Annotated in this window: 20 protein-coding genes; 12 read left to right on the top strand and 8 right to left on the bottom strand. The window is 69.5% G+C overall.

All coding sequences use genetic code 11. The features are described 5' to 3' along the window. Positions 1-132 precede the first annotated feature (132 nt). Positions 133-462, bottom strand: coding sequence for a DUF1161 domain-containing protein (locus tag A8M77_RS31165; RefSeq protein ID WP_086925349.1), 330 nt, complete (start codon positions 460-462; stop codon positions 133-135). A 262-nt stretch (positions 463-724) separates the two neighbouring features. Between A8M77_RS31165 and A8M77_RS31160 the strand changes: the two genes are divergently transcribed. The 3 genes from A8M77_RS31160 (at position 725) to A8M77_RS31150 (ending at position 4,843) form a co-directional block, all read left to right on the top strand. Next, positions 725-943: a hypothetical protein gene (locus A8M77_RS31160; protein WP_086925348.1), complete on the top strand. Its 219-nt coding sequence runs from the start codon at positions 725-727 to the stop codon at positions 941-943. A gap of 23 nt (positions 944-966) precedes the next feature. Next, complete coding sequence (locus A8M77_RS31155) at positions 967-3,168, top strand: phosphocholine-specific phospholipase C (RefSeq protein ID WP_086925347.1); 2,202 nt, start codon at positions 967-969, stop codon at positions 3,166-3,168. Between the two features lie 205 nt (positions 3,169-3,373). Continuing rightward, positions 3,374-4,843 (top strand): cytochrome P450, encoded by a 1,470-nt coding sequence (locus A8M77_RS31150; RefSeq protein WP_158101033.1) that lies wholly within the window; start codon positions 3,374-3,376, stop codon positions 4,841-4,843. Between the two features lie 15 nt (positions 4,844-4,858). On the opposite strand, the gene A8M77_RS31145 is transcribed toward A8M77_RS31150, so the two are convergent. Next, positions 4,859-5,053 (bottom strand): hypothetical protein, encoded by a 195-nt coding sequence (locus tag A8M77_RS31145; protein ID WP_086925345.1) that lies wholly within the window; start codon positions 5,051-5,053, stop codon positions 4,859-4,861. Between the two features lie 177 nt (positions 5,054-5,230). Beyond that, positions 5,231-6,928 carry a phospholipase D-like domain-containing protein gene (locus A8M77_RS31140; protein ID WP_158101032.1) on the bottom strand — a complete coding sequence of 566 codons (1,698 nt, stop codon included), beginning with the start codon at positions 6,926-6,928 and terminating at the stop codon, positions 5,231-5,233. A 205-nt stretch (positions 6,929-7,133) separates the two neighbouring features. Here A8M77_RS31140 and A8M77_RS31135 point away from each other — a divergent pair, with 205 nt between their 5' ends. Then, a complete protein-coding gene (locus A8M77_RS31135) occupies positions 7,134-10,118 on the top strand; it encodes a PAS domain S-box protein (RefSeq protein WP_086925343.1) in 2,985 nt (994 codons plus the stop codon). A gap of 8 nt (positions 10,119-10,126) precedes the next feature. Here the strand turns inward: A8M77_RS31135 and A8M77_RS31130 are convergent, their stop codons facing one another. Continuing rightward, entirely contained in the window at positions 10,127-11,086 is a 960-nt protein-coding gene (locus A8M77_RS31130) for an NAD(P)-dependent oxidoreductase (RefSeq protein WP_337590035.1), read from the bottom strand. A 36-nt stretch (positions 11,087-11,122) separates the two neighbouring features. After that, complete coding sequence (locus tag A8M77_RS31125) at positions 11,123-12,088, bottom strand: hypothetical protein (protein WP_086925341.1); 966 nt, start codon at positions 12,086-12,088, stop codon at positions 11,123-11,125. A 163-nt stretch (positions 12,089-12,251) separates the two neighbouring features. Here A8M77_RS31125 and A8M77_RS31120 point away from each other — a divergent pair, with 163 nt between their 5' ends. Continuing rightward, the gene (locus tag A8M77_RS31120) at positions 12,252-12,986 is read left to right on the top strand and encodes a response regulator (protein WP_086925360.1); all 735 of its coding nucleotides are present in this window, start codon (positions 12,252-12,254) and stop codon (positions 12,984-12,986) included. A gap of 85 nt (positions 12,987-13,071) precedes the next feature. Here the strand turns inward: A8M77_RS31120 and A8M77_RS31115 are convergent, their stop codons facing one another. After that, positions 13,072-13,977, bottom strand: coding sequence for a LysR substrate-binding domain-containing protein (locus tag A8M77_RS31115; protein ID WP_086925340.1), 906 nt, complete (start codon positions 13,975-13,977; stop codon positions 13,072-13,074). 185 nt (positions 13,978-14,162) lie between these two features. Between A8M77_RS31115 and A8M77_RS31110 the strand changes: the two genes are divergently transcribed. The 7 genes from A8M77_RS31110 to A8M77_RS31080 all read left to right on the top strand — a co-directional run bounded on the left by A8M77_RS31110 (position 14,163) and on the right by A8M77_RS31080 (position 24,180). Then, complete coding sequence (locus A8M77_RS31110) at positions 14,163-15,440, top strand: ribulose-bisphosphate carboxylase large subunit family protein (RefSeq protein ID WP_086925339.1); 1,278 nt, start codon at positions 14,163-14,165, stop codon at positions 15,438-15,440. Positions 15,441-15,451: 11 nt separating this feature from the next. Next, positions 15,452-16,885, top strand: a complete 1,434-nt coding sequence (locus A8M77_RS31105; protein ID WP_086925338.1) for a four-carbon acid sugar kinase family protein — start codon at positions 15,452-15,454, stop codon at positions 16,883-16,885. A gap of 50 nt (positions 16,886-16,935) precedes the next feature. Further along, complete coding sequence (locus A8M77_RS31100; RefSeq protein WP_086925359.1) at positions 16,936-17,709, top strand: SDR family NAD(P)-dependent oxidoreductase; 774 nt, start codon at positions 16,936-16,938, stop codon at positions 17,707-17,709. A gap of 20 nt (positions 17,710-17,729) precedes the next feature. After that, a complete protein-coding gene (locus A8M77_RS31095; protein WP_086925337.1) occupies positions 17,730-18,752 on the top strand; it encodes a TRAP transporter substrate-binding protein in 1,023 nt (340 codons plus the stop codon). Positions 18,753-18,811: 59 nt separating this feature from the next. Next, on the top strand, positions 18,812-19,408 hold the full coding sequence (locus A8M77_RS31090; protein ID WP_086925336.1) for a TRAP transporter small permease: 597 nt from the start codon (positions 18,812-18,814) through the stop codon (positions 19,406-19,408). Continuing rightward, positions 19,405-20,685, top strand: coding sequence for a TRAP transporter large permease subunit (locus tag A8M77_RS31085; protein ID WP_086925335.1), 1,281 nt, complete (start codon positions 19,405-19,407; stop codon positions 20,683-20,685). The genes A8M77_RS31090 and A8M77_RS31085 overlap by 4 nt, the downstream gene beginning before the upstream one ends. 240 nt (positions 20,686-20,925) lie before the next feature. Continuing rightward, positions 20,926-24,180, top strand: coding sequence for a CHAT domain-containing protein (locus tag A8M77_RS31080; protein WP_086925334.1), 3,255 nt, complete (start codon positions 20,926-20,928; stop codon positions 24,178-24,180). 24 nt (positions 24,181-24,204) lie between these two features. Here the strand turns inward: A8M77_RS31080 and A8M77_RS31075 are convergent, their stop codons facing one another. Then, positions 24,205-25,128, bottom strand: coding sequence for a dimethyl sulfoxide reductase anchor subunit family protein (locus tag A8M77_RS31075; RefSeq protein WP_086925333.1), 924 nt, complete (start codon positions 25,126-25,128; stop codon positions 24,205-24,207). Further along, positions 25,125-25,883, bottom strand: coding sequence for a 4Fe-4S dicluster domain-containing protein (locus A8M77_RS31070; protein ID WP_086925332.1), 759 nt, complete (start codon positions 25,881-25,883; stop codon positions 25,125-25,127). The genes A8M77_RS31075 and A8M77_RS31070 overlap by 4 nt, the downstream gene beginning before the upstream one ends. Positions 25,884-25,935 lie beyond the last annotated feature (52 nt).

Below are 25,935 nucleotides of genomic sequence, written 5' to 3'. Positions count from 1 at the left end.
GTCAAGCGCCCCTCAGCTTGTGTCAGCTGACATTCATCGCCGGGCAAGTGACAAACGGCCGCATTGCTGGCAAGGCGATGCTCGAACAGCAGCGCGCCTGAGGACGCCCGCCGCGGGGACTGCCGGCCGGCCCTACTTGCGGCAGTCGCCGCCCAGGGACACCGTGCCGTCCTTGCATTCGGTCAGGATCCGCTCGCCGCGCACCGGCGGGGGCAGCGCGGCCGAAGGGCCCGGACCGCCTTCACGCTGATACACGATCTTCTTGCTGCCGAGCTCGCAACTGCCCACCACCTGGCCGCCAGCCGGTGCGGCGGCGTCGACCGTCACGACGGCGAAACGCGCCACGCCCGCTGCGGCGATCTTCGCCTCGATCTGCGCACGCAGGGCCTCGCAGCTTTCGGCGGCGCTCACAGCACCGGCCGCCACGGCACATGCCAGAGGAACCAGGTATGGCATCTTCATGCGCACAGCATGCCAGAGCCCGCATGCCCCTCCCCCCGACGCCGCTTCCGTCGCGCGGCCGTCATCGCTTTTTCACGGCGATGACATGCCCGCTGCCTAGTCTTCCCTCCCACAACTGACGAGACGCGTGCCCTGCGGGAGCGCACCGACCCCACGACAAGCGAGGGACCCGATGACTTCATGGCCATGCCGGCCGAGCACGGCCGCGCGCGCCCTCGCCAAACGCCATTCCCCCAGACGACAACCACAAGGAGTTCCTTCCATGTCCAGAAGCATCGTTCTCTCCTGGCGCGCCGCGAGCGCGCTGATCCTGGCCTGCACGCTGGCTGCCTGCGGCGGCGGCAGCAGCAGCGGCGGCGGTTTCGCCGGCGCCTCGGGCAGCGGCAGCGCCAGCGCCCAGAAGAGCGAGACCCCCGCCAGCGGCGACACGAGCACGACGTCCACGTCCAACGGCAGCAGCGACGTGCACTTCGCGCCCTGAGGCCAGGAAGAGGAGACCACCCCATGAACTCGCGCCGCAAGTTCCTCCAGGGCAGCGCCACGACCGCCCTCTCCGCCGCCACGCTGGCCGCCTTTCCGCCGAGCATCCGCAAGGCGCTCGCCATTCCCGCGCATCACGAGACCGGCACGCTCAAGGACGTGAAGCACGTGGTGATCCTGATGCAGGAGAACCGCTCCTTCGACCAGTACTTCGGCACGCTGCGCGGCGTGCGCGGCTTCGGCGACCGCTTCACCATCCCGCTGCCGGGCGGACGCAACGTGTGGCAGCAGAACAATGCCGCCGGCCAGCCGGTGCTGCCCTACCACCTCGATGCGACGCAAGGCAACGCGCAGCGCGTGAGCGGCACGCCGCACAGCTGGAGCGACGGCCAGGCCGCCTGGGACGGCGGCCGCATCGAACAGTGGGTGCGCTACAAGACGCCGGCCTCGATGGGCTACTACAAGGAGGCCGAGCTCCCCTTCCAGTTCGCGCTGGCCAATGCCTTCACGCTGTGCGACGCCTACCATTGCTCGATGCACACCGGCACCAACTCCAACCGCATGTTCATGTGGGCCGGCACCAACGGCCCGACCGGCGCGGGCGTGGCCACGGTGAACAACGAATGGGACTCGATCGATTCCTCGGCCCTGGGCTACGACTGGAAGACCTACCCGGAGCGACTGCAGGAGGCCAAGGTCAGCTGGATGGTCTACCAGAACATGCCCGACAACTTCGGCGACAACCCGCTCGCGGGCTTCCGCCAGTACCGCAAGGCCAACGAGGCCTCGGGCAAGCCGGTGAGCAACGACGCGCTCTCGCCGGCCTACGACCCGGCCAGCGACGACGTCGGCAACCCGCTGTACAAGGGCATCGCCAACACCATGCCCGGCCCGCTGGGCGACGTGAACGCGTATTTCGAGAGCTTCCGCAACGACGTCAAGAATGGCCGCCTGCCGCAGGTGTCCTTCGTGGTGGCGCCGGCCACCTACTCCGAGCACCCCGGCCCGTCGAGCCCGGTGCAGGGCGCCTGGTACATCCAGGAGACGCTGGATGCGCTCACGGCCGTGCCCGAGGTCTGGAGCAAGACGGTGCTGCTGGTGAACTTCGACGAGAACGACGGCTACTTCGACCACGTGCCTTCGCCCTCGGCGCCCTCGCTCGACATCGACGGCACGCCCGCGGGCAAGACCACGCTGCGCGATTCGGACATCGCGTACGAGCGCTTCATCCACCCCAACCCGCCGGGCACCACCGGCCAGCCGAAGCCGGATGGCCGCGTCTACGGCCCCGGCGTGCGCGTGCCGCTGTACGTGATCTCGCCCTGGAGCCGCGGCGGCTGGGTCAACTCGCAGGTGTTCGACCACACTTCGATCATCCGCTTCCTGGAGAAGCGCTTCGGCGTGAAGGAGCCCAACATCAGCCGCTACCGCCGCGCGGTGTGCGGCGACCTCACGAGCTGCTTCAACTTCGAGCGGCCCAACAACGAGCCCCTGCCCGCGCTGGCCGGCCGCAAGACCCTGCTGGCCGCCGACCAGCTGCGCGCCGACCAGGAGAAGCTGCCGCAGATCCAGCCGCCGGCCAACGCGCTGCGGCCGGTGCAGGCGCCGGGCACGCGGCCCTCGCGCGCCCTGCCCTACGAGCTGCATGCGAGCGCGCGTGCCAACGCGCGCAACGGCAAGCTCAAGCTGATCTTCGCCAACAGCGGCGAGCAGGGCGCGGTGTTCCACGTCTACGACAAGCTGCACCTCGACCGCCTGCCGCGCCGCTACATGGTCGAGGCCAACGAGCGCCTGGACGACGAGTGGGCCGCGATGGCCGACGATGCCGGCCGCTACGACCTGTGGGTGCTCGGGCCGAACGGCTTCCACCGCCACTTCAAGGGCGACCTGAACCGCCTGCGCGCGCGCGACGCGGCCGACCCGGAGATCCGCGTGGGCTACAACGTGCGCCGCGGCGACATCCACCTGAAGCTGCGCAACGAGGGCGAGCGCGCCTGCGTCTTCACCATCCGGCCGCTGGCCTACCGCAACGACGGCCCGTGGACGGTGCGCGTGCGCGGCGGCGACGACGTGGAGAAGCAGTGGGACATCGAGGCCAGCGGCAACTGGTACGACTTCGAAGTGAGCTGCGACGCGGACCCGGCCTGGTCCCGCCGCTTCGCCGGCCGGGTGGAGACCGGGCGGCATTCGGTGAGCGATCCGGCGATGGGCCAGGTGAGCCTCTGAGCGCCCCGGGCGGGCTGGCCTGCCCCGTTCAGGCCGGCTCCACCCGCAGGGCCCCGACCCGGGTCTCGTGGCCCTCGCCGCAGAAGTTGCCGCACAGCCAGGCATGGCGCTACGCCTGGTTGCATCCGAATCATCTTTGCAACAGCGCGGCGATGGATACCCTGTAGAAGGGGACACCATCATCGCCCTGGCCGAGGAGACAAGGATGAGCACCATCTCCGAGCGTCCGCATGCCGCCGCCGCGACCGCGGGGCTGCCCACGTCGATCGGCCAGTTGCCGGGCCCGAAGGAATCGCTGGTCCTGGGCCACCTGCTGCAGCTGAAGATCCCCCGGCTGCACCTGCAGCTCGAAGGCTGGGCCCGGACCTACGGCGACATCTACCGGTTGCGGGTGGCGCGGCAGCAGATCGTCGTGATCAGCCGGACCGAGGACATCGCCACCGTGCTGCGCGCACGCCCGGACACCTGGAGCCGCCCGAGGAACTTCGCGGCCATCGCGCGGGAGTCCGACGCCTTCGGGCTCTTCGCGGCGGAAGGCGACGAGTGGCGCCGCCAGCGCCGCATGGTGATGAGCGGCTTCGACCCCGAGCACCTGCGCAACTACATGCCGACCCTGACGCGCGTGACCCGGCGGCTGCGCAGGCGCTGGATCGCCGCGGCGCACGAGAAGGCGATCATGGACCTGCAGGGCGAGCTGATGCGCTACTCGGTGGACGCGGCTTCGGGCATTTCCTACGGCATCGACATCAACACCCTCGAGAACGCGCAGAGCGAGCTGCACGACAACCTCAAGCACATGTTCCCGATGGTCTTCCATCGCATGAACCTGCCGTTCGCGTACTGGCGCTATTTCAGGCTGCCCTCGGACATCGCGCACGACAGGCGCATCGCCACGCTGCACCGGATCATCGGCCGCATCATCGCGCAGGGCCGCGAGCGCCTGCGGCAGAACCCCGAGCGGCGCGAGCATCCGACCGACCTGCTGGAGGCCATGCTCGCGGCCCGCGACGCGGACGGCAGCGCGCTGAGCGAATCCGACATCACGGGCAACGTCTTCACCATGCTCACCGCCTCGGAGGACACCACCGCCAACACGCTGGCCTGGACCATCTACCTGCTGCACGAGCATCCCGAGGCATGGCAGCAACTGGTGGAGGAAGCCCGCTCGGTGCTGGGGGACGCGCCGGTGGCGCAGTCCCTCGACGAGCTTCGGCAGATGCGCTACGCCGAAGCCTGCGCGAGCGAGGCGATGCGCCTGCGACCCGTGGCACCGCTGCTGATCCTCGACGCGGTGCACGACACCGCGATCCGCGACGTGCACATTCCCCAGGGCACGCGGCTGTATCTGCTGATGCGGCCTGGCGCGGTGGACGATTCGACGATCGATGCCGCCAGGGCGTTCAGGCCGGAGCGCTGGCTGGCCGACAGCGCCGGCTCGGTGCATTCACCCAAGCGCCTGTCGATGCCTTTCGGGGCCGGGCCCCGGCTCTGCCCGGGGCGCTACCTGGCGATGCTGGAGATCAAGCTCGTGCTCAGCATGCTGGCACGCGACTTCCAGCTGCTGGAGGTCGCGACGCCGGACGGCACGCCGCCCGACGAGGTCCTGGAGTTCACGATGCACCCGGTCGGCCTGCACCTGCGGCTCGGGACGGATGCGGGGATACCGGTGGACTGAACCCGCGTTCGCGCCTCAGCGCGTCAGCAGCGTACGCACCGCGTAGCCGTCGCGGAACACGCCGGTGACGGTGCCGCGCACCGGGTCCTTGGGCGAAGCCGTCACGAACTTGTCGTCCGCCGTGCGATACACGATGACGGTCCGGTCCGGCCGCGCGCTCAAGGTGCGGGCGACGCCGGTGGCCTGGTCGAGCGTGCGGTAGGTGTTCATCTCGCAGGTTCTCCTCGTTGTCGGGTTGTTGCTAAATCGAAGGTACTCATGCTAATTCGAAGGTACTCATTTGCCATGCGCCGCCGCCCGGTCGCAGCCGAGCAGGCCGGTAAAACGCCACACTTCCAGCCCCTATTTCGGCAGCATCACGGTCGTTGAACAGTCTCGGAACAGTTCTCAGAGCAGTTCTTCCGCCACGAACAGCGACATCAGCCCCAGCTTCAGCCGCATCACCCAGCCCGCCCCCGGCTCGCGCGCGTGCACGACCTCGCCGCCGGGCTCCTGCGCCACCCATTCGATGCTGCCCGGGCGGCGGGTGCCGGCACGCAGGCGCCAGCTGCCGGTGTCGCGGTCGCGCTGCAGGGTCTGCGTGACCTCCACCGCCAGCGCCGGGCTGTCGATCAGCAGGCCCAGCTCGGTGTTGGCGCGCATCGAGCGCCGGTCCATGTTCATCGAGCCGATCAGCAGGCGCCGCCCGTCGATCACCGCCAGCTTGGCATGCAGCCGGCCCATCGAGGAGGCCGATTCGCCGGGCGCCGCCCCCGCGCGCCGGCCCAGCGCGGGGCTGAGCTCGTGCAGCTCCACGCCCAGGCGCAGCATCTCGGCGCGGTAGCGGGCATAGCCCCAGTGCACCAGCGGCTCGTCGGTGGCGGCCAGCGCGTTGGTCATGAGGACGACCCGCAGGCCCTTGTCGCGGGCCCGCCGCATCAGCGCCAGGCCACGCTGCCCGGGAATCAGGTAGGGGCTGGCGACCAGCACCTGCGAGCGCGCCTCGCGCATGGCCTGCAGCGCCCCTTCGAGCGCGAAGGCATCGGGCGCGCCGCTGGTGTCGGCCTCGACCTTGTCGGGCCCATCCGCCATCAGCTGCGCCGGCGCGAAATGCTGCGTCAGCCGGCCTTCGTCGAGCTCGGCCGCGACCGGGCGGTAGCCGAGGCGGTCCAGTGGCGCGGCGGGCGGCTCGGCACCCAGGCCCGACAGCGCCTGCGCAAAGGCCTGCCGCGCCTGCGCCGCATCGCCCGCCTCGGGCAGGAGCGCGTGCACGGGCCACGCCTGCTCGCTGTTCCAGAAGCGGTCGAACACCGTCTCGAAGCCGCCGATCACCGGCCCGGAGCACAGCACGTCCATGTCGATGAAGTTCGAGGGCCCGCCGCGCTGGAAATAGTCATCGGCGATGTTGCGCCCGCCGATCAGGGCCAGCGAGCCGTCGGCGATGAAGAGCTTGTTGTGCATGCGCCGGTTGATGCGCTCGAACTCGTGCAGCGACAGCGCCACCCGCGTGGCGACCGCGCCGCCGCGCTGGGGCAGCGGGTTGAACAGCCGCACCTCGGCATGGGGCTGGGCCGCCAGGCCGGCCAGCAGCAGGCGGCTGTCGCCGGCATAGAGGTCGTCGACCAGCAGGCGCACCCGCACGCCGCGCGCGGCGGCGTCGGCCAGCTCGCGCAGGAAGCGCCGGCCGGTGGCATCGGCCGCCACCTGGTAGTACTGGATGTCCAGGGAGACCTGGGCGCGGCGAGCCAGCGCGATGCGCGCGTCCAGTGCCTGGTCGCCGTCGGCCAGGAGCCGGAAGCCGGAAAGCGCCGGGTCCGTTCCCTCGGCCGAAGCGCGCGCCACCTGGGCCAGGCGGGTGTGGGCCACCTGCTCCAGCGCCATCGAGCGCGGCCGCGCGGCCTCGGGCGCCGGCAGGCTGGCGCAGCCGGTGCTCAGCAGCGCCGCCAGCGCATGGCCCAGCACCGAGCCGATGCCGGGGCGCAGCCGCCGCAGCTCGCGCGACAGGGGTGCGCGCAGCTGCCAGGGCAGCAGCAGGCACCACGCACGCAGATGCCAGCACAGGCGCTGCAGGTCGGCGGAAAGCGAAGGGAACGGGCGCTCGGACATCACAACCACTCCTCGACGAAAACACGGTCTCACCACGGGCCGATGCTGCAAGGATGGACGGCGCCGGTATTCGCCGCATATCGAAAAGACACGCGTCGGTAGCCGTTTCGCTTCGCCGCGCAACGCGCGAAACCGCCATGTATCCGGCATGTATCGGGCGGGCAATGAAGGCCACGGCGCGGCCGCTCGCGCCTAGACTCGCGCCATGCACGCTCCGGCAGCGACATCCACCGACGACGCCCGGCTGGCCGGCCTCACGGCCCAGCTGCAGTCGCTGCGCCGGGTGGCGCTGGCGGTGGCCCAGGCCAGCGGCCCCGGCCTCTTCGATGCGCTGACGCGCGAGCTGGCCGAGGCGCTGGCGGTGCCCACCGTCTTCATCGCCGTGTTCTCCGACAACGCCTGCAGCCTGATGCGCACCCTCGCCGTGCGCCTGGACGGCCGGACGCTGCAGAACTTCGACTACGGCCTGGCCGGCACGCCCTGCGCCCGCGTGGTGGGCAACGAGTTCCGCTACATGGCCGAGGGCGTGTCGGCGCAGTTCCCGCCGGGCTCGCTGTTCGCGGCCAAGGGCATGGATGCGTACGCCGCCTTCCCACTGCGCGACAGCGGCGGCGAGGCGTTGGGCCTGCTGGTCGCGATGGACCGCAAGCCGATCGCAGGCGGCGACGCCGAGCATGCGGAGGCGATGCTGAAGATCGTCGCCGGCCGCGTGGCCGCGGAGATCGAGCGCAGCCGCACCGACGAGGCGCTGCGCGCGGCCGCGCTGGCGGTCTCGGATGCGGGCGGCGGCACCGTGTTCGACGAACTGGTGCGGCTGCTGGCGACCATCCTGCACGTCGAGGTGGCCTTCATCGCGCGCCATGAAGACGGCGAGCCGCCGCAGCTGCGGATGCTCGCCATGCAGTACGACGGGGAGATGCTGCGCGACGTGCGCTACGCCCTCGCCGGCACGCCCTGCGAGACGGTGCTGGGCCGGCAGTTCCGCGCCTACCCCAATGACCTGCAGGCCCTGTTCCCGGACGACGCGGATGCCAAGGCGCTGTGCACCGTCAGCTATGCCGGCTACCCGCTGACAGCGACCGACGGCACGCCGCTGGGCGTGGTGTCGGTGGCCTCGCGCCGGCCGCTCACGCAGGTGGACCGGGTGGAGTCCATGCTCAAGATCTTCGCCATGCGCGCCGCCGCCGAGGTCGAGCGGCTGGCCGCCAGCGAGGCGCTGCAGCATTCCGAGGCCAGCTACCGCACCATCTTCGAGACCGCGGAGGACGCGATCTTCGTGCACGACTGGGACAGCGACCGCATCATCGACGTCAACAGCAAGGCCTGCGAAACCTTCGGCTACACGCACGAGGAGCTGATCCGCCTGTCGGTGGCGGACGTGAGCTCCAACGTGCCGCCCTACACCGCCGAGGACGCGGCGCGCTGGATCGAGCTGGCCAGGCAGGGCCACTGCCCCGCCTTCGAATGGCAGCGCCGCAACAAGGACGGCAGCCTGCACTGGGACGAGGTGCGGCTCAAGCCCGCCACCTTCAACGGCCGCCGCCACATCCTGGCCTTCACCCGCGACATCACCGAGCGCCGCGAGCGCGAGCGCGCCCTGCAGCGCAGCGAGGCCCGGCTGCGCGCCACGGTCGAGGCCGCCTTCGACTGCGTGATCGGCATGGACGGCGAGGGCCGCATCGTCGAGTTCAACGCCGCCGCCGAGCGCGTGTTCGGCTACCGGCGCGAGGAGGTGCTGGGCCGGCTGGTGGCCGAGGTGATCGTGCCCGAGCGCCGGCGCGAGGCGCACCGCCGCTGGGTCCGCGAATTCCCGCTGACCGGCAGCGGGCCGATGCTGGGCCGGCTGGTCGAGTCCACCGCCCTCACCGCCAGCGGCGAGGAGATTCCGGTCGAGCTCGCGGTGAGCGTGGCCGAGGCGCCCGAGGGCAACATCTTCGTCGGCCACGTGCGCGACATCAGTGCGCGGCGCGAGGCCGAGACGGCGCGTCTGGCGCTGGAGGCGCAGCTGCGGCAGGCGCAGAAGATGGAGGCCATCGGCCAGCTCACCGGCGGCATCGCGCACGACTTCAACAACATCCTCACCAGCGTGATCGGCTACCTCGTGCTCGGCGAGGAGCGCGCCGAGACGCTGGGCGACCCGATGCTGCAGCGCCAACTGGGCCAGGCGCACCTGGCGGCGCAGCGCGCCCGCGACCTGATCGCGCAGATGCTGGCCTTCGCGCGCCGCCAGCGCGGCGAGGCGCGCGTGCTCGACGTCGGCCCGCTGGTGCGGCAGACCCTGCGCCTGCTGCGCGCCACCCTGCCCTCCTCGGTCACGCTGGGCGGCAACGCCAATGTCGACGACCTGGGCGCGCCGCTGTGCGTGGCGGTCGATCCGGTGCAACTGGAGCAGGTGCTGTTCAACCTGTGCATCAACGCGCGCGACGCGCTGGAAGGCGCCGGCCGCATCAGCGTGCACCTGAACGCGCATGCGCAGCAGCGCTGGCAGTGCGCGTCATGCCGGGCGCCGGTGGACGGCGGGCCCTGGGTGGAACTGAGCGTGGCCGACAGCGGCAGCGGCATGGCGCCGGAGCTGCTGGAGCGCATCTTCGATCCCTTCTTCTCGACCAAGGCGCCGGGCAGCGGCTCGGGCATGGGGCTGGCGATGGTGCACGGCATCGTGCACGGCCACGGCGGCCACCTGCGCGTGCAGACCGTGCGCGGGCACGGCTCGGTGTTCTCGGTGATGCTGCCGCGGGCCGCGTCCTCGGCGCCGGCCGCCAGCACCACCGACCCGGCGCCGCGCCGCACGGCCGCCGCGGACGGGCCGGCGCTGCGGGGCAATGTGCTGGTGGTGGAGGACGACCCGATGGTGGGCGACTTCCTGGTCGAGCGCCTGGCCAGCTGGGGCCTGCACGTGCGGCTTCAGCGCGAACCGCAGACCGCGGCCGCCTGGCTGGCCGAGCCGGCACACGAGGCCGACCTGCTGATCACCGACCAGACCATGCCGCACATGACCGGCCTGCAACTGGCGGCCCGCGCCCGTGCGCTGCGGCCCAGCCTGCCGGTGATGCTGATCAGCGGCAACGCGGGCGGATTCGATCCGCAGGAGCTGGAACAGTGCGGCGTGCGCACGCTCCTGCGCAAGCCGATCGATGCCGAGCGGCTGCGGGCCACGCTGGGCGAGCTGCTGGGCGCGACGACTGCGTGAGGCGGCCCTCAGGCGCCGCCGAGGATCGCCGGCAGCTCCGGCACCAGCGCCTGCGGCGCACGCGCCAGCGCGAGTTCCAGCGTGCCCAGCACCGCCGCCGCGATCGCCTGGTGCGAGCCCGCGTCCGCCGCCATGGTGTTGTAGTAGTCCAGGTCCTTGCGCGCGTTGGCGACCGAGAAGCGCAGCCCCGACGTCTCCCCCGACAGCAGGAAGGGCTTGAGCCGCTCCAGCGCGATCCCCCCGCCGCCGCCCTTGGCCAGCACCTCGACGAAGGCTTCGGGCGCCACGCCGTTGCGCTGCGCGCAGGCAGCCGCCTCCGACAGCAGCGCCACCATGCCCAGCGACACGTAGTTGTGCAGCAGCTTCATGCCGTGGCCCGCGCCGACCGGGCCCATGTGGGTGATGTTCTCGGCGAAGCACGACAGCAGCGGCCTGCAGGTTTCCAGCAGGTCCGCGTCGCCGCCCACCAGCAGGTTCAGCCGGCCCTCGGCCGCCTCCTTGGGGGTGCGCGTCATCGGGCTGTCGAGGAAGCGCCCGCCCGCTGCCTGCACGGCCTGCGCCATGCGCACGCTCGACGAGGGGATGGCGGTCGAGCAGTCGATCACCACCGCCCCGGGCCGCAGCCCTTCCAGCAGGCCGTCCGCGCCCTGCAGCACGGCCTCCACCTGGGGCGATCCGGTGAGCACGAGGATGAGGGCGTCGGAGCGTGCGGCCAGTTCCTTCAGGCTCGTGAAGCCGCTCGCGCCGGCCGCCTTGAGGGCGTCCAGCGGCTGGTTGCCCGGGTGCTCGAACACGCCCAGTTCGTAGTCCCGCCTGACGATGTTGCTCGCGATGCCGTGGCCCATCATGCCGATGCCGACCATGCCGATGTTCTTCATTGCCTTTGCCTTTCCGGATGCCTTCGACGCGCCCCCTCCCCAGCGGAGGAGCGCGCGGGAGGCTATTGTGGATCGGCGGCCCGCGGCCACCGCACGGCATCGGGCCTGGAACGGCCGGGCGCAGGCTCAGGCAGCGATCGCGTCGACCAGCCCGCCCAGCCGCGGCACCGCATAGGCCAGCGGCGCCATCGCGTTGCGGATGCGGACGGCCTGTGCATCGTCCAGGCACGAGAAAAGGATCTTGCGGAAACGCGGCTCCATGAAACCCGAGACCAGGTACTGCCAGCGATAGGCCTTCAGGATCACCCCCTCGATGCGCCGGCGCCGCAACGCATCCGGCTGCGTGCCGGCGATGGCGCAGAAGTAGGCGGCGTCGGCCGCCGCCTGGCCCTGCAGGATGGCGTCGAAGGCGCCGACCAGCGCGATCAGGTCGTCCACCGCAGCGTCGCGCGCGGCGGCATCCAGGTGCTCGTCCTCGCGGAGGAACTCCATTTCGTCGAGCACCGCGTGCTGGGCCTCCTCGCGCCAGTGGTAGAGGAACACGTCCTTCCACAGCGGGCAGAGCTGCTCGTCGGGGCCGATGCTGGCGCGGTAGTGCGCCTGCGAGAAGCGCTCGATGTGCAGCGTCAGCGCCAGCACGGCCCAGGTGCTGCTGGCCAGCACGACCTGCGCCACCGCGTTCGGCTCCGCCGTCATCCGGTGGCCGGGCGGCATGCCGGCGGCCATCATGTCCTCGAGGCGGCGGAACAGCGCCTGGTGCTTGAGTTCCTCGTCGGTCATGCGCACCAGCGCCTCCATCTCCACCTGGTCGCCGAAGGCCCGGGCATGGCCGATCTCCATGATCTTGGCGCTGATGAAGCGCTCCGCGAGACCGAACATGTAGGCATAGGTGCGCCCCTGCACCTGGCTCAGCAGGCGCCGGTCCGCGGCATCGAGGAAGTCCAGCTCGTCCGCGAGCGAGAGCCCGTCGGGCAGAAAGGCGCGGCCGTAGTCGAAGTCGCGTCCCCGGACGATGTCGCGGTCGATCTCCCAGCGCATGCGCTTGGATATCTCGATGACCTTGGCGTAGCGGGCGGTGGCGGTGGTGTTCATGGCATTGTTCCTCGGGTCTGGAAAAGAGCGCGGCGCCGGCGCCCCGCGGCAGGATCGTGTCCCTGGCCCGGAGTCTGGGCGGCCAGGGTAACCGCCACGCGACACCCGCGCTCCACCTTGTTGCAGTTGTGTAGCGGCCGGGTGACGCGGCAGAATGCCGCCCATGGACGAGCCCACCCGCGTGCTCATCGTCGACGACGACGCTTCGGTGCGCGCGATGCTGCGCGAGTACCTCGGCGGACACGGCTTCTCCACCTGCGAGGCGGCCAATGGCCAGCAGATGCGCGAATGCATCGAGCGCGAGCCGCCGCACCTGGTGCTGCTCGACATCCGCCTGCCGGGCGAGGACGGCCTGAGCCTGGCCAAATACCTGCGCGATCGCCACGACGTGGCGATCATCATGGTGACGGCCTCGGGCGACGTGATCGACCGCGTGGTCGGCCTGGAGATCGGCGCCGACGACTACATCGCCAAGCCCTTCGACCCGCGCGAGCTGCTGGCGCGCCTGAAGAGCGTGCTGCGCCGCACCCGCGCGCGCACCGGCGCGCCCGAGCCGCCGGCCTCCGCGCCCGCGCCGCTTTCGGGCGGGCGCCAGCGCTTCGGCCGCTGCGAGGTGGACATGGAGGCGCGCCGCCTGTTCGAGACCGGCGGCGCGGAGGTCGCGCTGACCGCGATGGAGTTCGACCTCCTGCGCGTGTTCCTGGCCAACCCGAACCGCGTGCTCTCGCGCGACCAGTTGCTGGTGAACACCCGCAACCGCGAGTGGGAGCCTTTCGACCGCTCGATCGACATCCGCATCGGCCGGCTGCGGCGCAAGGTTGAGCCAGACCCGGCGGGCGAGCCGCGCTGCATCCGGACGGTGCGCAACGCGGGCTACATGTACGTTCCGGACGCGTAGCGGATCAGGCCTGGCGGGTCCACCAGGCGAGTGAACCGATGAAATTGCACTGCTCGAAGGTGCAGTCCTCGGATGCCGGAGCGATTCAAGCTGGCGCCATCGAAAGCCGGTGCGGTTCAGATGTACGAAGCTCATCCGTCAACCAATCCACCACCTTCACGGTATCCGAGCGCCGGCTCAAGTGAGGTGCGACCCAAACGGACAGCTTGTGCGGTCCGGCCACGAAGCCCAGCGGTGCGACCAGTGCTCCACTGTTCAAGTCATCGTGCACCAGCATGCGCGGCACGTTGGCCACCCCGAGGCCGCACTTGGCGGCCTGGATCAGCAGGTAGAAATGGTTGAAGGCCTCGGCGATGTGCAATGCCCCGAGGTCCGTGCCGCAACACTGGCTCCAGTCCTCCCAGGCTTGGGGACGGGTGCGCGAGACCATCAGTCGCGCACGCGCCAGATCGGCCGGCGAAGTCACTCGAAGGCTTCGGAGGTAGGAAGGAGAACACACCGGGCCAATCCATTCGGTGACGGCACCCGTGCGGATGACCTCCTTGGGCGGCTCGATGGTTGACAAGCGGATCGCCACGCTGATGTTGTCGCGTGCAAAGTTCACCGGCCCATAGCCCATGTTGAAGCGCAGTTCGATATCCGGGTTGACCTCCTGAAAGCGCGAGAGCCGCGGCAGAAGCCAGTACATCATGATCGACTCGGAGCACGACAACGTCAGCGGTCCAGGCTTGAGTTGCTCGACGCTCGCCTGGATCAGCTGGAATCCCCGCGAAAGACCTTCGGCCAAGCGCTGGCCTTCGGCGGTCGGGTCGGTGCCATGCGCATTGCGCCTGAGCAGTGGCAGCCCCAGCGTGTCTTCCAGCATCCGCACGTGGCGACTCACCGCACCGTGCGTCACCGACAACTCGTTCGCCGCGGCGCTGAAACTGCGCAGCCGGGCCGTCGCCTCGAAGGCGCGCAAGGCATTCAGAGACAAGCGGTCCACGCCCATGTCAGTGCTCCTCGGTGAATGAAAGCCGGTCTGGGGTTTTCCCGGCCATTGAGTGAGTTTTCATCACAGCCCCGAGAAATCATATCGTTTGGCCGGCATCGGCGTCGCCCCTAACATTTGCCTGCATCGAGCCCTCTCTCCCGCAACCCTCCCGGCCAATCCATCGAAGCGAAAAGATCACAGCCATGACGCGTCAGACCACCCCCCGCGCGGAATTCCGCGCACGCTACCTCGTCGAAAGCTCGGTCCCGTCGGAGAAGGTGGCGGAGGTCATCGCAGGCGAGCAATCCAGTGGCACCTTCCTTTCGCTTCCCGGAGAAACAGAGCAGCTCAAGGAACGTTCACGGGCCCGCGTTGTACGCATCGATCCGTTGCCCCCAGCGCTGGAACCCACGCTGGCGAGCGCCTTCCTGGCGCGGCACGGCAACCCGGCCGTGTTTTACCGGGCCGAGATCGAGATTGCCTTTCCCATTGCCAATGTCGGCTCGAATCTGGCGACGCTGCTCGCCACGGTAGCGGGCAACCTGTTCGAACTGGGCGAGGTCACCGCGCTTCGGCTGCTCGACCTGGACCTGCCTGCGGACTACGCCGCCCGGTTCCCGGGTCCGGCCTTCGGCGTCGAGGGCACGCGGCGCCAGGCTGGGGTCTTCGAGCGCCCGCTGATCGGCACCATCATCAAGCCCAGCATCGGGTTGACTCCGCAGCAGACGGCCGATCTGGTGAACGACCTGTGCGCGGCCGGCATCGACTTCATCAAGGACGACGAGCTGATCGCCGACCCCCCCTATGCGCCGTTCGACGAGCGGCTGAAGGCAGTGATGCCGATACTGCAACGCCATGCGGACCGCACAGGCCGCGTGCCGATGTACGCCATCAATATCTCGGGCTCCATCGACGAGATGCTGCGCCGGCATGACGCGGTGCTGGAAGCCGGCGGCACCTGCGTGATGGTCAGCGTCAACTGGGCCGGCTTCGCCGCCGTGGAGCACCTTCGCCGTCACGCGAAGCTGCCCATTCACGGTCACCGCAATGGCTGGGGCGCCTTCACTCGCCACCCTGGCCTGGGCTTCTCGTTCAAGGCCTACCAGAAGCTGTGGCGGCTGGCGGGGGTGGACCAGCTGCACGTCAATGGGCTGCGCAGCAAGTTCTGGGAGCCGGACGAGTCGGTGCTGGACTCGGCCCGCTCATGCCTGTCGGATTTCGGCGGCCTCCAGCCCGTGATGCCGGTGTTCTCCTCGGGCCAATGGGCCTCGCAGGCACCGGACATGTACCGCGAACTTCGCTCGAGCGATCTGATGCACCTGGCCGGTGGCGGAATCATCGGCCACCCGGACGGCATCGCCGCCGGCGTGAGCAGCATGCGAGAGGCCTGGGAGGCCGCCATGCAGGGTGCGGACCTGGACACGTATGCCCGCACCCACCCGGCTCTGCAACGGGCCCTGTCGCACTTCGCCGGACGGTGAGGGTCAAGGCAATGTCCGACCCACGCACTTCCAGGCCATTGCGGCTGGCCTTCTACGGCGACGACTTCACAGGCTCCACCGACGCCCTGGAAGTCCTGGCCTTCAGCGGACTGCGCTGCGCGCTGTTCCTGTCGGTGCCGACGCCGGCCCAGATGGAAGCCTTGGGTGGCTTCGACGCCATCGGCGTGGCAGGCAACAGCCGCGCCATGACCAACGCGGAACTGGATACTCATCTGCCGGACGTGTTCTCCCGCCTGGCCGCGCTGCCCACGCCGCTGGTGCACTACAAGGTGTGCTCGACCTTCGACAGCGCGCCGGCCACCGGCAGCATCGGCCATGTGATGGAGCTGGCGCGCGGCGCCTTCCGGCAGCCGCTCGTGCCCATCGTGGCCGCGACCCCGGCATTGGGCCGCTACTGCCTGTTCGGGCACCTCTTTGCCCGCTCCGCTACCGATGGGCAGGTGTACCGGATCGACCGCCATCCCATCATGAGCGTGCACCCGGTGACGCCCATGCACGAATCCGATCTGGCCCGGCATCTGGGCCGGCAGACGACGATGAGCATCGGCAACCTGCCGCTGACCCGCTTCGACCCGTCTTCGGGCTCGATGGCCGAGCAGATGACGGCCATGGCAGGCGCCTGCCGTGCCGTGGTGCTCGATGGTCTGGAAGCCGGGCATCTGACTCAGGCCGGCGAATGCCTGCAGCAGATGGCCTCGGCGCAGGCGGCGCCACTGTTCGTGGTCGGCGGCTCCGGTGTGGAGTACGGGCTGACCCAGTACTGGCAACGGCAGGACGGCCAGGCCACTGCTGCTCGCAAGACTGCCGTGCAGGTGTCGGACCGCTACACCCGGTTCGAAGCGGTCGATCAAGTGCTGGTGGTGTCCGGCAGCGCCTCGCGCCTGAGCGCCACGCAGATCCAGGCGGCCGTGGACGCCGGCTTCAAGGAAGTGCCCGTCGACGTGCAGGCCCTGGGCTTGGAATCGCAAGCCGGTGCCGCCGTGGAGCGGCTGGTGCGCGAGGTCCTCGATGCCCTGGCCACCGGCGCCAGTGTCGTGGTGCACACCGCCCGCGGTCCGGACGACGCGCGCATCGACGCGCTGATCCAGACCCTGCAGGCCCAGGGCTATAGCGCCGGTGCGGCGCGGCACCACGGCGGCCGCCTGGTCAGTGACCGCCTGGGCGAGGTCGTCGATGCGATCGTGCGTGCACATCCCCTGCGCCGGCTGGTGCTCTCCGGGGGGGACACCTCCAGCCGCGTCACACAGGTCCTGGCGCCCGATGCCCTGGAAATCCGTGCCCGGCTGGCGCCCGGCGCGCCACTTTGCCGGCTGTTGTCCAGCGCACCGCACCTGCAAGGGCTGGAACTGGCCCTCAAGGGCGGACAGATGGGCGACGCCGACTACTTCCTGACAGCGCTCAGGGGCAGCGGCACGCCCGTCTGAGTCGCCCGATGAACCTCAACCCGGATTCCATGAAAAAGGAGCAAAGCAGCATGCAACAAGCAACTTCCCAACCGCGCGTCGCGTTCGTCACCGGCGGCGCAATGGGCATCGGCGCCGAAGTCTGCGAGCGGCTGGCCGCCGCCGGCATGACAGTCGTGGTGGCCGACCGCGACACCGGCGCGGCCGAGAAGACGGCGGCCGGCCTGCGCGCACAGGGCTTTCAGGCCGAGGCGCAAGCCATCGACGTGGGCGACGCGGAGTCTGTGGCCCGCGCCTTCGCCGAACTGGAGCAGCGCCACGGCCGCTGCGACGTGCTCGTCAACAGCGCCGGCATCGCCAAGGTGTTCCCGTTCCTCGAGTTCCCGCTGGACAACTTCGCGGCGACGATGAACGTCAATGTCACCGGTGCTTTCCTGTGCTCGCAGCACGCGGCCCGCCTGATGGTGCGCCACAAGTGGGGGCGCATCGTGAACGTCGCCTCGGTGGCCGGCATGCGCGCGGTGGGCACCGGTCGCACCGCTTACGGCACATCCAAGGGCGCCGTGATCGCACTGACACGCCAGATCGCGGTGGAGCTGGCCGAGCACGGCGTCACGGCCAACGCCGTCGCGCCGGGCCCGGTGGATACGCCAATGACCCGTGAACTGCACACCGACCGGTTCCGGCAGGAGTACTGCAATGCCATTCCCATGAACCGCTACGGCACGACGGGCGAGATCGCCGCGGCGGTGATGTACCTCGTATCGGAAGACGCCGCCTACACCAGCGGCGTGACCTTGCCCGTGGACGGTGGCTTTCTCGCCTCCGGCGCACGCGGCCTCTAGACAAACCCAAGGAGAAAGCGATGAACAAGATAAAGCTCAAGGCCCTCGCGGCCAGCATGCTGGGCGCTCTGCTGGTAGCCGGAACGACCTGCACCATGGCGGCCGAAGTCAAGGAACGCACGATCAAGTACGCGGTCATCTACGACATCAAGCACCCGCATGGCCTGGGGGCGCAGAAGTTCGCCGATCTCGTGGCGCAGCGCAGCGGCAACAAGATGAAGGTCAAGATCTACCCCAATGCCACGCTCGGCGGCGAGGTCGCGATCATCTCGTCGATGCAGGGCGGCACCGTCGAGATGTCGGCCATGGCAACGTCGCAGCTTGTCGGCGTGATCAAGGATTTCGCCGCGCTGGACCTGCCGTTCCTCTTCAACAGCGAGAAGGAAGTCGATCGAGTCGTCGACGGCCCGGTCGGCAAGATGTTTCTCGACAAGATGCCCGAGAAAGGGTTGATCGGCCTGTCGTGGTTCGAGCACGGCTTCCGCAACCTGACCAACAGCCGGCGCCCGGTGACGAAGCTCGAGGACATTCAGGGGTTGAAGATCCGCGTGGAACAGAACGCAGTTGCGATCGATGCCTGGAACGCGCTTGGCGCCAACGCGGTGCCCATGCCCTTTCCCGAGCTGTACACCGCGCTGGAGCAGAAGGCGGTCGACGGGCAGGAGAACCCGTACAGCACAGTTGACAGCGCGAAGTTCTTCGAAGTGCAGAAGTACCTGAGCGTCACGAATCACAAGTACTCGCCGCTCATCCTGACGCTGAGCAAAAAGTTCTGGGATCAGCTCTCCGGCGACGAGAAGAAGATCATTCAGGACGCGGCCACCGAGGCTGCCGTCTACCAGCGCAAGGCCAACCGCGACCTCAACGAGCAATACCTCCAGTCGCTGAAAAAGACGGGCATGCAGGTCAACGAAGTCTCCGCGGCAGAAGTGGAACGCATGCGGACCAAGGTGCAACCCGTCGTGGACAAGTACAGCAGGCAGATCGGCGGCACGCTGGTGAAGGACCTCTACGGCGAGATCGAGAAGGCCCGCAAGCCGTAGGCCATCAGGCTGGTCGGCCCACCGGCGGCCTGGCCGGCTCACATACGACGGAGACAACAATGTCGAAACTGGTTGACGGCTATTGCCGTTTGCTCGACGCACTCATCGCCCTGGCGCTTGCCATCATGGTCCTGCTGGTGTTCGGCAATGTGGTGTTGCGCTACGCCTTCAACACGGGCATCACCGTGTCCGAGGAGGTGTCGCGCTGGCTGTTCGTGTGGCTGGTGTTCCTGGGCGCGATCTCGGCATTGAGGGACCATGCCCACCTGGGCAGCGACATGCTGGTGTCGCGCCTGCCGGTGCAGGGCAAGAAGATCTGCCTGGTGGCAGGCCAGCTGCTCATGCTGTACATCACCTGGCTGCTGTTCTCCGGCTCGCTGGCACAGGTCAAGATCAACATGGAGGTCGAGGCGCCGGTGACCGGTGCGTCGGTCGGCATCTTCTACTCTGCCGGCGTGGTGTTCGCCGTCTCGGCGGGGGTGCTGCTGCTGATGGAGCTGTGGCGCGTGCTCAGCGGCCAGGTGCGCGAACAGGACCTGGTCATGGTCAAGGAGTCCGAGGAAGCCGGCGAGCTCGAGGAACTGCAGGCCCAGCTGGCGCGCGAGAACGCCGAAACCCCCGCCACCATCGATACCCACCCGGGGAGCAAGTCATGACCGTCGCCATCTTCCTGGGCGCCCTGATCGCTGCGATGGCCCTGGGCATTCCGATCGCGTACGCGCTGCTGGCCACCGGCGTCGCGCTGATGTGGCACCTGGACCTGTTCGACGCCCAGATCCTGGCGCAGAACGTCATCAACGGCGCCGATTCGTTCCCGCTGCTGGCCGTGCCCTTCTTCATGCTGGCCGGCGAAATCATGAACGTGGGCGGCCTGAGCAAGCGCATCGTGAACTTCGCGCTGGCGCTGGTGGGCCACATCAAGGGCGGCCTGGGCTACGTGGCGATCCTGGCGGCCATCCTTCTATCGGCGCTGTCCGGCTCGGCGGTGGCGGATGCGGCCGCGCTCACCGCACTGCTGCTGCCGATGATGGTCGCTGCCGGCCACGACAAGGCCCGCTCGGGCGGCCTGATCGCCGCCTCGGGCGTGATCGGGCCCGTGATCCCGCCGTCCATCGGCTTCGTGATCTTCGGCGTGGCGGCCAACGTCTCCATCTCCAAGCTGTTCCTTGCGGGCATCTTTCCGGGCATCCTGATCGGCGCTTCGCTGTGGGTGACCTGGATGTTCCTGGTGCGCAAGGAAAAGATCGTGCCGCCGCCGAGAAAGAGCGCCGCCGAAATCTTCGCGGCGCTGCGCAGCGCGACCTGGGCGCTGATGCTGCCGGTGATCATCCTGGTGGGCCTGCGCTTCGGCGTGTTCACGCCGACCGAGGCGGCCGTGGTGGCGGCGGCGTATGCCTTCTTCGTGGCGACGGTGATCTACCGCGAGCTCAAGCTGAGCCAGCTGTACGCGGTGTTCGTGAGTGCCGCCAAGACCACGGCGGTGATCATGTTCCTGGTGGCTGCGGCGCTGGTGTCGGCCTGGCTGATCACGGTGGCCGACCTGCCGGGCAAGGTGATCGAGTTGCTGGAGCCCTTCATGGGCAACAAGACCATGCTGCTGATCGCCATCATGGTGCTGTGCATGGTGGTGGGCACGGCGATGGACATGACGCCCACCATCCTGATCCTCACGCCGGTGCTGATGCCGGTGATCAAGCAGGCGGGCATCGACCCGGTGTACTTCGGCGTGCTGTTCATCATCAACAACTCGATCGGGCTGGTGACGCCGCCGGTGGGCACCGTGCTCAACGTGGTGGCGGGCGTCGGGCGCATGAAGATGGACGACGTGACCCGCGGCGTGCTGCCGTTCATGCTGGCCGAGTTCGCGATCCTGTTCCTGATGGTGCTGTTCCCGCAACTGGTGACCGTGCCGGCCAAGTGGTTCGGCGGATGAACGTCGGCTTGCAAGCAACCTCTGCGTCGGAACAGATCGCGCAGCGGCGGAGCCGTCACCGGCCTCTCCTCCGACATCGGGAGCGTCGCGGCCGAGAGGTTTGCCAAGCAACGTCGTGGTTCGGTGGAAGTCCGGTGGCCTAGGCAATCCGGCATATATGGCGCCGCGCGAGGCGCGGCTTAGCATGGCGCGCAGGCGTTCGCGCCGGCTTCGCCAGTCCTCCCTCCCCTGGAGACCCGCATGCCCACCCGTCACATCCCCGGCCTCGACACCCCCTACGACCTGATCATCTTCGATGCGCTCGGCCGCGAGCGCAGGGAACCCGACGGCACGATGCTGAGCGACACGGTGCAGGCGCGCCTGTCGAACGCCTCGCAGCCCTACACCGACGTGTTCTTCACCAGCCACGGCTGGAAGGGCGACGTGCCCGCCGCGATCGAGCAGTACGACAAGTGGATCGGCGCCATGGCCGCGGTGAAGGGCGACCTCGACACGGCCGAGCGCCTGAAGCCGGGCTTCAGGCCGCTGATCGTCGGCCTGCACTGGCCCAGCCTGCCATGGGGCGACGAATCCATCGAACCGGGCGCGTCCGGCCTGCTGTCGGACGAGGACATGCTGTCGCCCGCCGCCTTCGACGCCGAAGTGGAAAGCTACGCCGCCAAGATCGCCGACAGCGACGCCGCGCGGGCGGCCATCCGCACCATCCTCGCCTCCGCCCGCGGCGACGGCGACAGCGACGCCGCCACCCTGCCGCCCGCCGTGAAGTCGGCCTATGCGACCCTGTTCGACGAATCGGGCCTCGACACCAACGACCCCAGCGGCCGTCCCGGCGCCGAGCAGCCGCGCTTCGACCCCGAAGCCATCCTGGCCGAGGCCCGCGCGGCGTCGAACGACGACGCGATGGCCAGCGGCGCCATGGTGCTGGGTGGCGCCGGCGGCTTCGGCAGCCGCGTGCGCGACCTCCTGCTCTCGCCGCTGCGCCAGCTCTCGTTCTGGAAGATGAAGGACCGTGCGCGGCTCTTCGGCGAGACCGGCGGCAATGCGCTGCTGCGCCGGCTGCAGCAGACCGCGCCGCAGGCGCGCTTCCACCTGATGGGCCACAGCTTCGGCAGCATCGTGGTCTCGGCCACCGTGGCGGGAGCGCCCGGCGCGCCCATCGGCACACGCGTGCGGCCGGTCGATTCGCTCTACCTGGTGCAGGGCGCGCTGTCCCTCTGGTCGTACGCCGACGACATTCCCTATGCGCGCGGCACGCGCGGCTACTTCCATCGCATCGTGCAGGACGGCCTGGTGCGCGGCCCCATCGTCACCACCCGCTCGACCCGCGACACCGCCGTCGGCCGCATCTATCCGCTCGGTGCGGGCGTGGCCAACCAGCTCACGCTGGCGGAAGACTATCCGCGCTTCGGCGGCGTCGGCAGCTTCGGCCTGCGCGGCCTGGGCAAGGTGCACGACCTGGACATGCGGTCGTCCACCTACGACTACATCTTCGAGCCGGGCGGGATCTACAACCTCGAGGCCAGCCAGATCATCCGCAATGGCGGCGGCGTCTCGGGCGCGCACAGCGACATCGCCCATCCGGAAGTCGCGCATGTGTTCTGGGAGGCGGTGCTGGCGGACCGCTTCGGAGGAATGCTCGGGGAGCCGGGCGGCGCGATGCGCGGCGGCGTTCTGCCGGATGACCTGGATCTCGCCCCGATGCTCGAACGCACCTTCGGCGGCGGCCTGCTCGGCGACGACCCGGCACCGGCCGGCGCGGCCGAGGACGACGGCTTCGAATCCCTGCAGCCCGTGCCACCCGCGACGCGCGCGCCACCGCAGGCCGCGCCTTCGCTGCCGGAAGCCGACCCAGGCGCCGAAGCCGCCCCGCCCACGCCACCGCAGCAAGCACAGCGGTGGCTCCATGCCGAGTTCGAGGACCACGCACCGGACGAGGCGCTTGCCGCCGGCAGCTGGTACACCCTGGCCTTCGACCTCGACGTGCGGCAGCGCCCCTCGGCCGCCGGCACGACCGCGCTGAACGACACAGGCCTGTTCCCCGAGGGCGTCGACGAAGTGCAGCTCACCATCCAGCTCGACAGCGAGGACTTCGAGATCGCCGACCGGATGCGGCCGCTGCGCATTCCGCGCGCCGGCAAGGCCCGCACCAAGGCGCGCTTCGACATCCGGCCGCTGCACGACGGCGCATCGAAGCTCGAGGCCTCCATCTTCAAGGATGGCAATTTCATCCAGCAGATGACACTCGTCTTCGAGATCGGCACGGGATCATCCGCCGCAACGGACGTGTCGACCAAGGGCCGCCCGCCCGCCGCGGTGAACGTGGTCAAGCCGCGCGACCTCACGCTGCTGATCGCCCCGGCGACGGGCGGCTACGAATGCTGGCTGCACGGCCCCACGGCCGCGCGCGCACGGATGCCGCTGGCGCAGGACGAACTGGCCAAGGTGGTGGACCTGGCGCGGCAGCAGATGATGAAGGTGGTGACGCACCAGGATGCGAACGGCCGCCTCGTGTTCCAGGCCGGCCTGGACATTCCCGAGGAAGACCGGCAGTTCGCGCTCAAGACCCTGGCAGACGCCGGCGCCATGCTGTTCCGCAAGATCTTCCAGCCCAACGGCGCCGCGGCCGACCTGCTCTCGCTCGGCAAGAAGCTGCGCGCCAGCCTGGCCGAGCCCTCGGCCAGGCTGCAGTTGCAGATCGTGGCCGAGCATGCGCCGATCCCCTGGGCCGCGATGTACGTGGGCGACACCGCCGACGAGAGCAAGCTGGACTGGTCGCACTTCATCGGCATGCGTCACGTGGTCGAGCAGATCCCCTTCCAGTACGGCGACACCGTCTCCGCGCCCATCATCGACAGCGCACCGAAGCTTCAGGTCAGCCTGAACCTCAACACCACGATCGACACGCAGATGAAGCGGCCCTTCGTCGCCGATCAGCAGGCCTTCTGGAACGGCATGCAGGCCAATGGCCGCCGCCTGGGACTCACCGGCCGCACCACCCGCGCGCAGTTCACCCAGGCGCTGAACAACAGCCAGACCGCCGACCAGATCCTCTACCTGTATTGCCACGCCACCGCGGCCGGCCTGGACAATCCTGGCGGCGTGGACGCCTCCAGCCTGACGCTGAGCGATGCGCACGTCACGCTGGGCGAACTCGGTGTGAAGGCCCCGATCGACGTCCAGTTGGCAGGCCGCCCGCTGGTCTTCATCAACGCCTGCGAATCGGCCGAGCTGTCGGCCGCCTTCTACGACGGCTTCGTGCCCTACTTCATGGCCAAGGGCGCGCGGGGGGTGGTGGGCACCGAGTGCAAGACGCCGGCCCTGTTCGCGCAGGCCTGGGCCGGCGCCTTCTTCGGGCGCTTCCTGGATGGCGAATCACTGGGCGAGGCCTTCCTCTCCCTGCGGCGCGAGTTCCTTGAGAAGCACGGCAACCCGCTCGGGCTGCTCTACGCAGTGCATTGCGACGGCGACACCCAGATCCAGCCGGCGCCGGTCTGAGGCCGCGCGTGCATCAGGACGCGCTCAGGACACGACCTGGTAGTACAGGTTCTGCGGATGCCGCGCCTGCGCGAAGAAGAACCAGCGCTCGGCGATCAGCCCCGGCGCCTGCGCAGCGAGCGCGAGCGCGAAGCCGGTGCTGGAGTGCGTCGCGATCGCCCACAGCAGCAGCAGGGCCGGCACCGCGAAGCCGAGCAGCAGGAAGCCCCACTTCACCTGGCGCAGCGCCGCGCGGCTCACGCCATGGAAGAACTCGCGCGTGTTGAAGGCGCCGGCGGACATGCCCATGGACTTCTGCGCCAGCTTGGGTGCGCGGATGCCGGTGGCGGTCTGCAGCGTGGAGCGCGGCACCAGCGCGGCATTGCGGCGCAGCGACAGCAGGCGCGTGACGCCGGCCGCGAGCGTGAGGACAAGGGCCGCGGGCCCGCTCACCGCCAGCAGCGCCTGCTCGCCCGCGAATGCGGCCAGCGCGCTGGCCAGCACCAGGCCGGACGACAGGCCGATCAGCGCGAAGTTCACCGGCGTCAGCGGCTGCGCCCATTCCTGGATGAAGCGCAGGCAGGCGTAGATCATCGCGGTGCAGTACCACAGCAGCGCGGCGAGCAGCACGGCGGCCAGCGGCAGCCAGGGCACGGCATGCCCCTGGCGCAGCGCCCACCACCACAGCGCCACCAGCGCGATGAAGGCGGGCAGCACGATCACTTCGCGCGAGAGCCAGGACGTGCGCCACATCATCGCCGCGCGCCAGGCGCGCTCGGGCCGGCCCAGGTGGCCGAAGGAGGCACCGAGCCCGACCAGCAGCATCACGATCGCGACCAGCAATGAGCTGCCGAGGAAGCCCGGCGACAGCGGCAGGCCGGCCAGTGCGGCCAGCGCCAGCGTGGCGACCAGGCCCTGCGCCGCGCCCGCCACGGTGGTGAAGATGACGACCGAGAACGCCGGCTTCACGACATGCCTCCCAGCTTCGGCTGCACACGGCTCGCGCCGCCCGCCTCGTCGGTCACGCGCCGCGGCAGGTACTGGTTGGCGGGGTTGGTCTCCCATTCCGGCATCAACGAATAGCCGCCGCGCTCGCGGATCGCCTTCGACACCTCGGACTCCGGGTCCTTCACGTCACCGAACAGGCGTGCGCCGGTGGGGCAGGCCTTCACGCAGGCGGGCTTGCGGTCCTCCTGCGGCAGCTGGGTGTCGTAGATGCGGTCGACGCACAGCGTGCACTTGGTCATGACCTGGCGCTCCTCGTCCAGCTCGCGCGCGCCGTAGGGGCAGGCCCAGGCGCAGTACTTGCAGCCGATGCACTTGTCGTAGTCGACCAGCACGATGCCGTCTTCCTTGCGCTTGTAGCTGGCGCCGGTGGGGCACACAGGCACGCAGGGCGGGTCCTGGCAGTGCAGGCAGCTCTTGGGGAAGTGGATGGTCTCGGTGCTGGGGAAGGAGCCGGCCTCGTAGGTCTGCACGCGGTTGAAGAAGGTGCCGGTGGGGTCGGCGCCATAGGGCTGCTCGTCCGCGAGCGGGCCGGCACTGCCGGAGGTGTTCCACTGCTTGCAGGAGGTCACGCAGGCATGGCAGCCGACGCAGACGTTGAGGTCGATCACCAGCGCGAGCTGTTTGGCAAGGGTTTCGCCGGGCTCGGCGCGCACGGACTGGCTTTGACTCCCTCCCCCTCTGGGGGAGGGCCGCGGTGGGGGCACGCCGGCCTTCATGGCGGCCGCGCTCGGTCCACCGCCGCTTGCCCCCCCCCCCCCCCCCCCCCCC

The sequence above is a fragment of the Variovorax sp. JS1663 genome (assembly GCF_002157355.1).
Classification (GTDB): Bacteria; Pseudomonadota; Gammaproteobacteria; order Burkholderiales; family Burkholderiaceae_C; genus Variovorax.
The sequence above is the reverse complement of the archived record's forward strand: the minus strand, read 5'-3'. Positions and strand labels throughout refer to the sequence as shown.

Coding starts and splice junctions, on each gene's coding strand:
- A8M77_RS31165 (WP_086925349.1), bottom strand. CDS start 462: ATGAAGATGCCATACCTGGTTCCTCTGGCATGTGCCGTGGCGGCCGGT.
- A8M77_RS31160 (WP_086925348.1), top strand. CDS start 725: ATGTCCAGAAGCATCGTTCTCTCCTGGCGCGCCGCGAGCGCGCTGATC.
- A8M77_RS31155 (WP_086925347.1), top strand. CDS start 967: ATGAACTCGCGCCGCAAGTTCCTCCAGGGCAGCGCCACGACCGCCCTC.
- A8M77_RS31150 (WP_158101033.1), top strand. CDS start 3,374: ATGAGCACCATCTCCGAGCGTCCGCATGCCGCCGCCGCGACCGCGGGG.
- A8M77_RS31145 (WP_086925345.1), bottom strand. CDS start 5,053: ATGAACACCTACCGCACGCTCGACCAGGCCACCGGCGTCGCCCGCACC.
- A8M77_RS31140 (WP_158101032.1), bottom strand. CDS start 6,928: ATGTCCGAGCGCCCGTTCCCTTCGCTTTCCGCCGACCTGCAGCGCCTG.
- A8M77_RS31135 (WP_086925343.1), top strand. CDS start 7,134: ATGCACGCTCCGGCAGCGACATCCACCGACGACGCCCGGCTGGCCGGC.
- A8M77_RS31125 (WP_086925341.1), bottom strand. CDS start 12,088: ATGAACACCACCGCCACCGCCCGCTACGCCAAGGTCATCGAGATATCC.
- A8M77_RS31120 (WP_086925360.1), top strand. CDS start 12,252: ATGGACGAGCCCACCCGCGTGCTCATCGTCGACGACGACGCTTCGGTG.
- A8M77_RS31115 (WP_086925340.1), bottom strand. CDS start 13,977: ATGGGCGTGGACCGCTTGTCTCTGAATGCCTTGCGCGCCTTCGAGGCG.
- A8M77_RS31110 (WP_086925339.1), top strand. CDS start 14,163: ATGACGCGTCAGACCACCCCCCGCGCGGAATTCCGCGCACGCTACCTC.
- A8M77_RS31105 (WP_086925338.1), top strand. CDS start 15,452: ATGTCCGACCCACGCACTTCCAGGCCATTGCGGCTGGCCTTCTACGGC.
- A8M77_RS31100 (WP_086925359.1), top strand. CDS start 16,936: ATGCAACAAGCAACTTCCCAACCGCGCGTCGCGTTCGTCACCGGCGGC.
- A8M77_RS31095 (WP_086925337.1), top strand. CDS start 17,730: ATGAACAAGATAAAGCTCAAGGCCCTCGCGGCCAGCATGCTGGGCGCT.
- A8M77_RS31090 (WP_086925336.1), top strand. CDS start 18,812: ATGTCGAAACTGGTTGACGGCTATTGCCGTTTGCTCGACGCACTCATC.
- A8M77_RS31085 (WP_086925335.1), top strand. CDS start 19,405: ATGACCGTCGCCATCTTCCTGGGCGCCCTGATCGCTGCGATGGCCCTG.
- A8M77_RS31080 (WP_086925334.1), top strand. CDS start 20,926: ATGCCCACCCGTCACATCCCCGGCCTCGACACCCCCTACGACCTGATC.
- A8M77_RS31070 (WP_086925332.1), bottom strand. CDS start 25,883: ATGAAGGCCGGCGTGCCCCCACCGCGGCCCTCCCCCAGAGGGGGAGGG.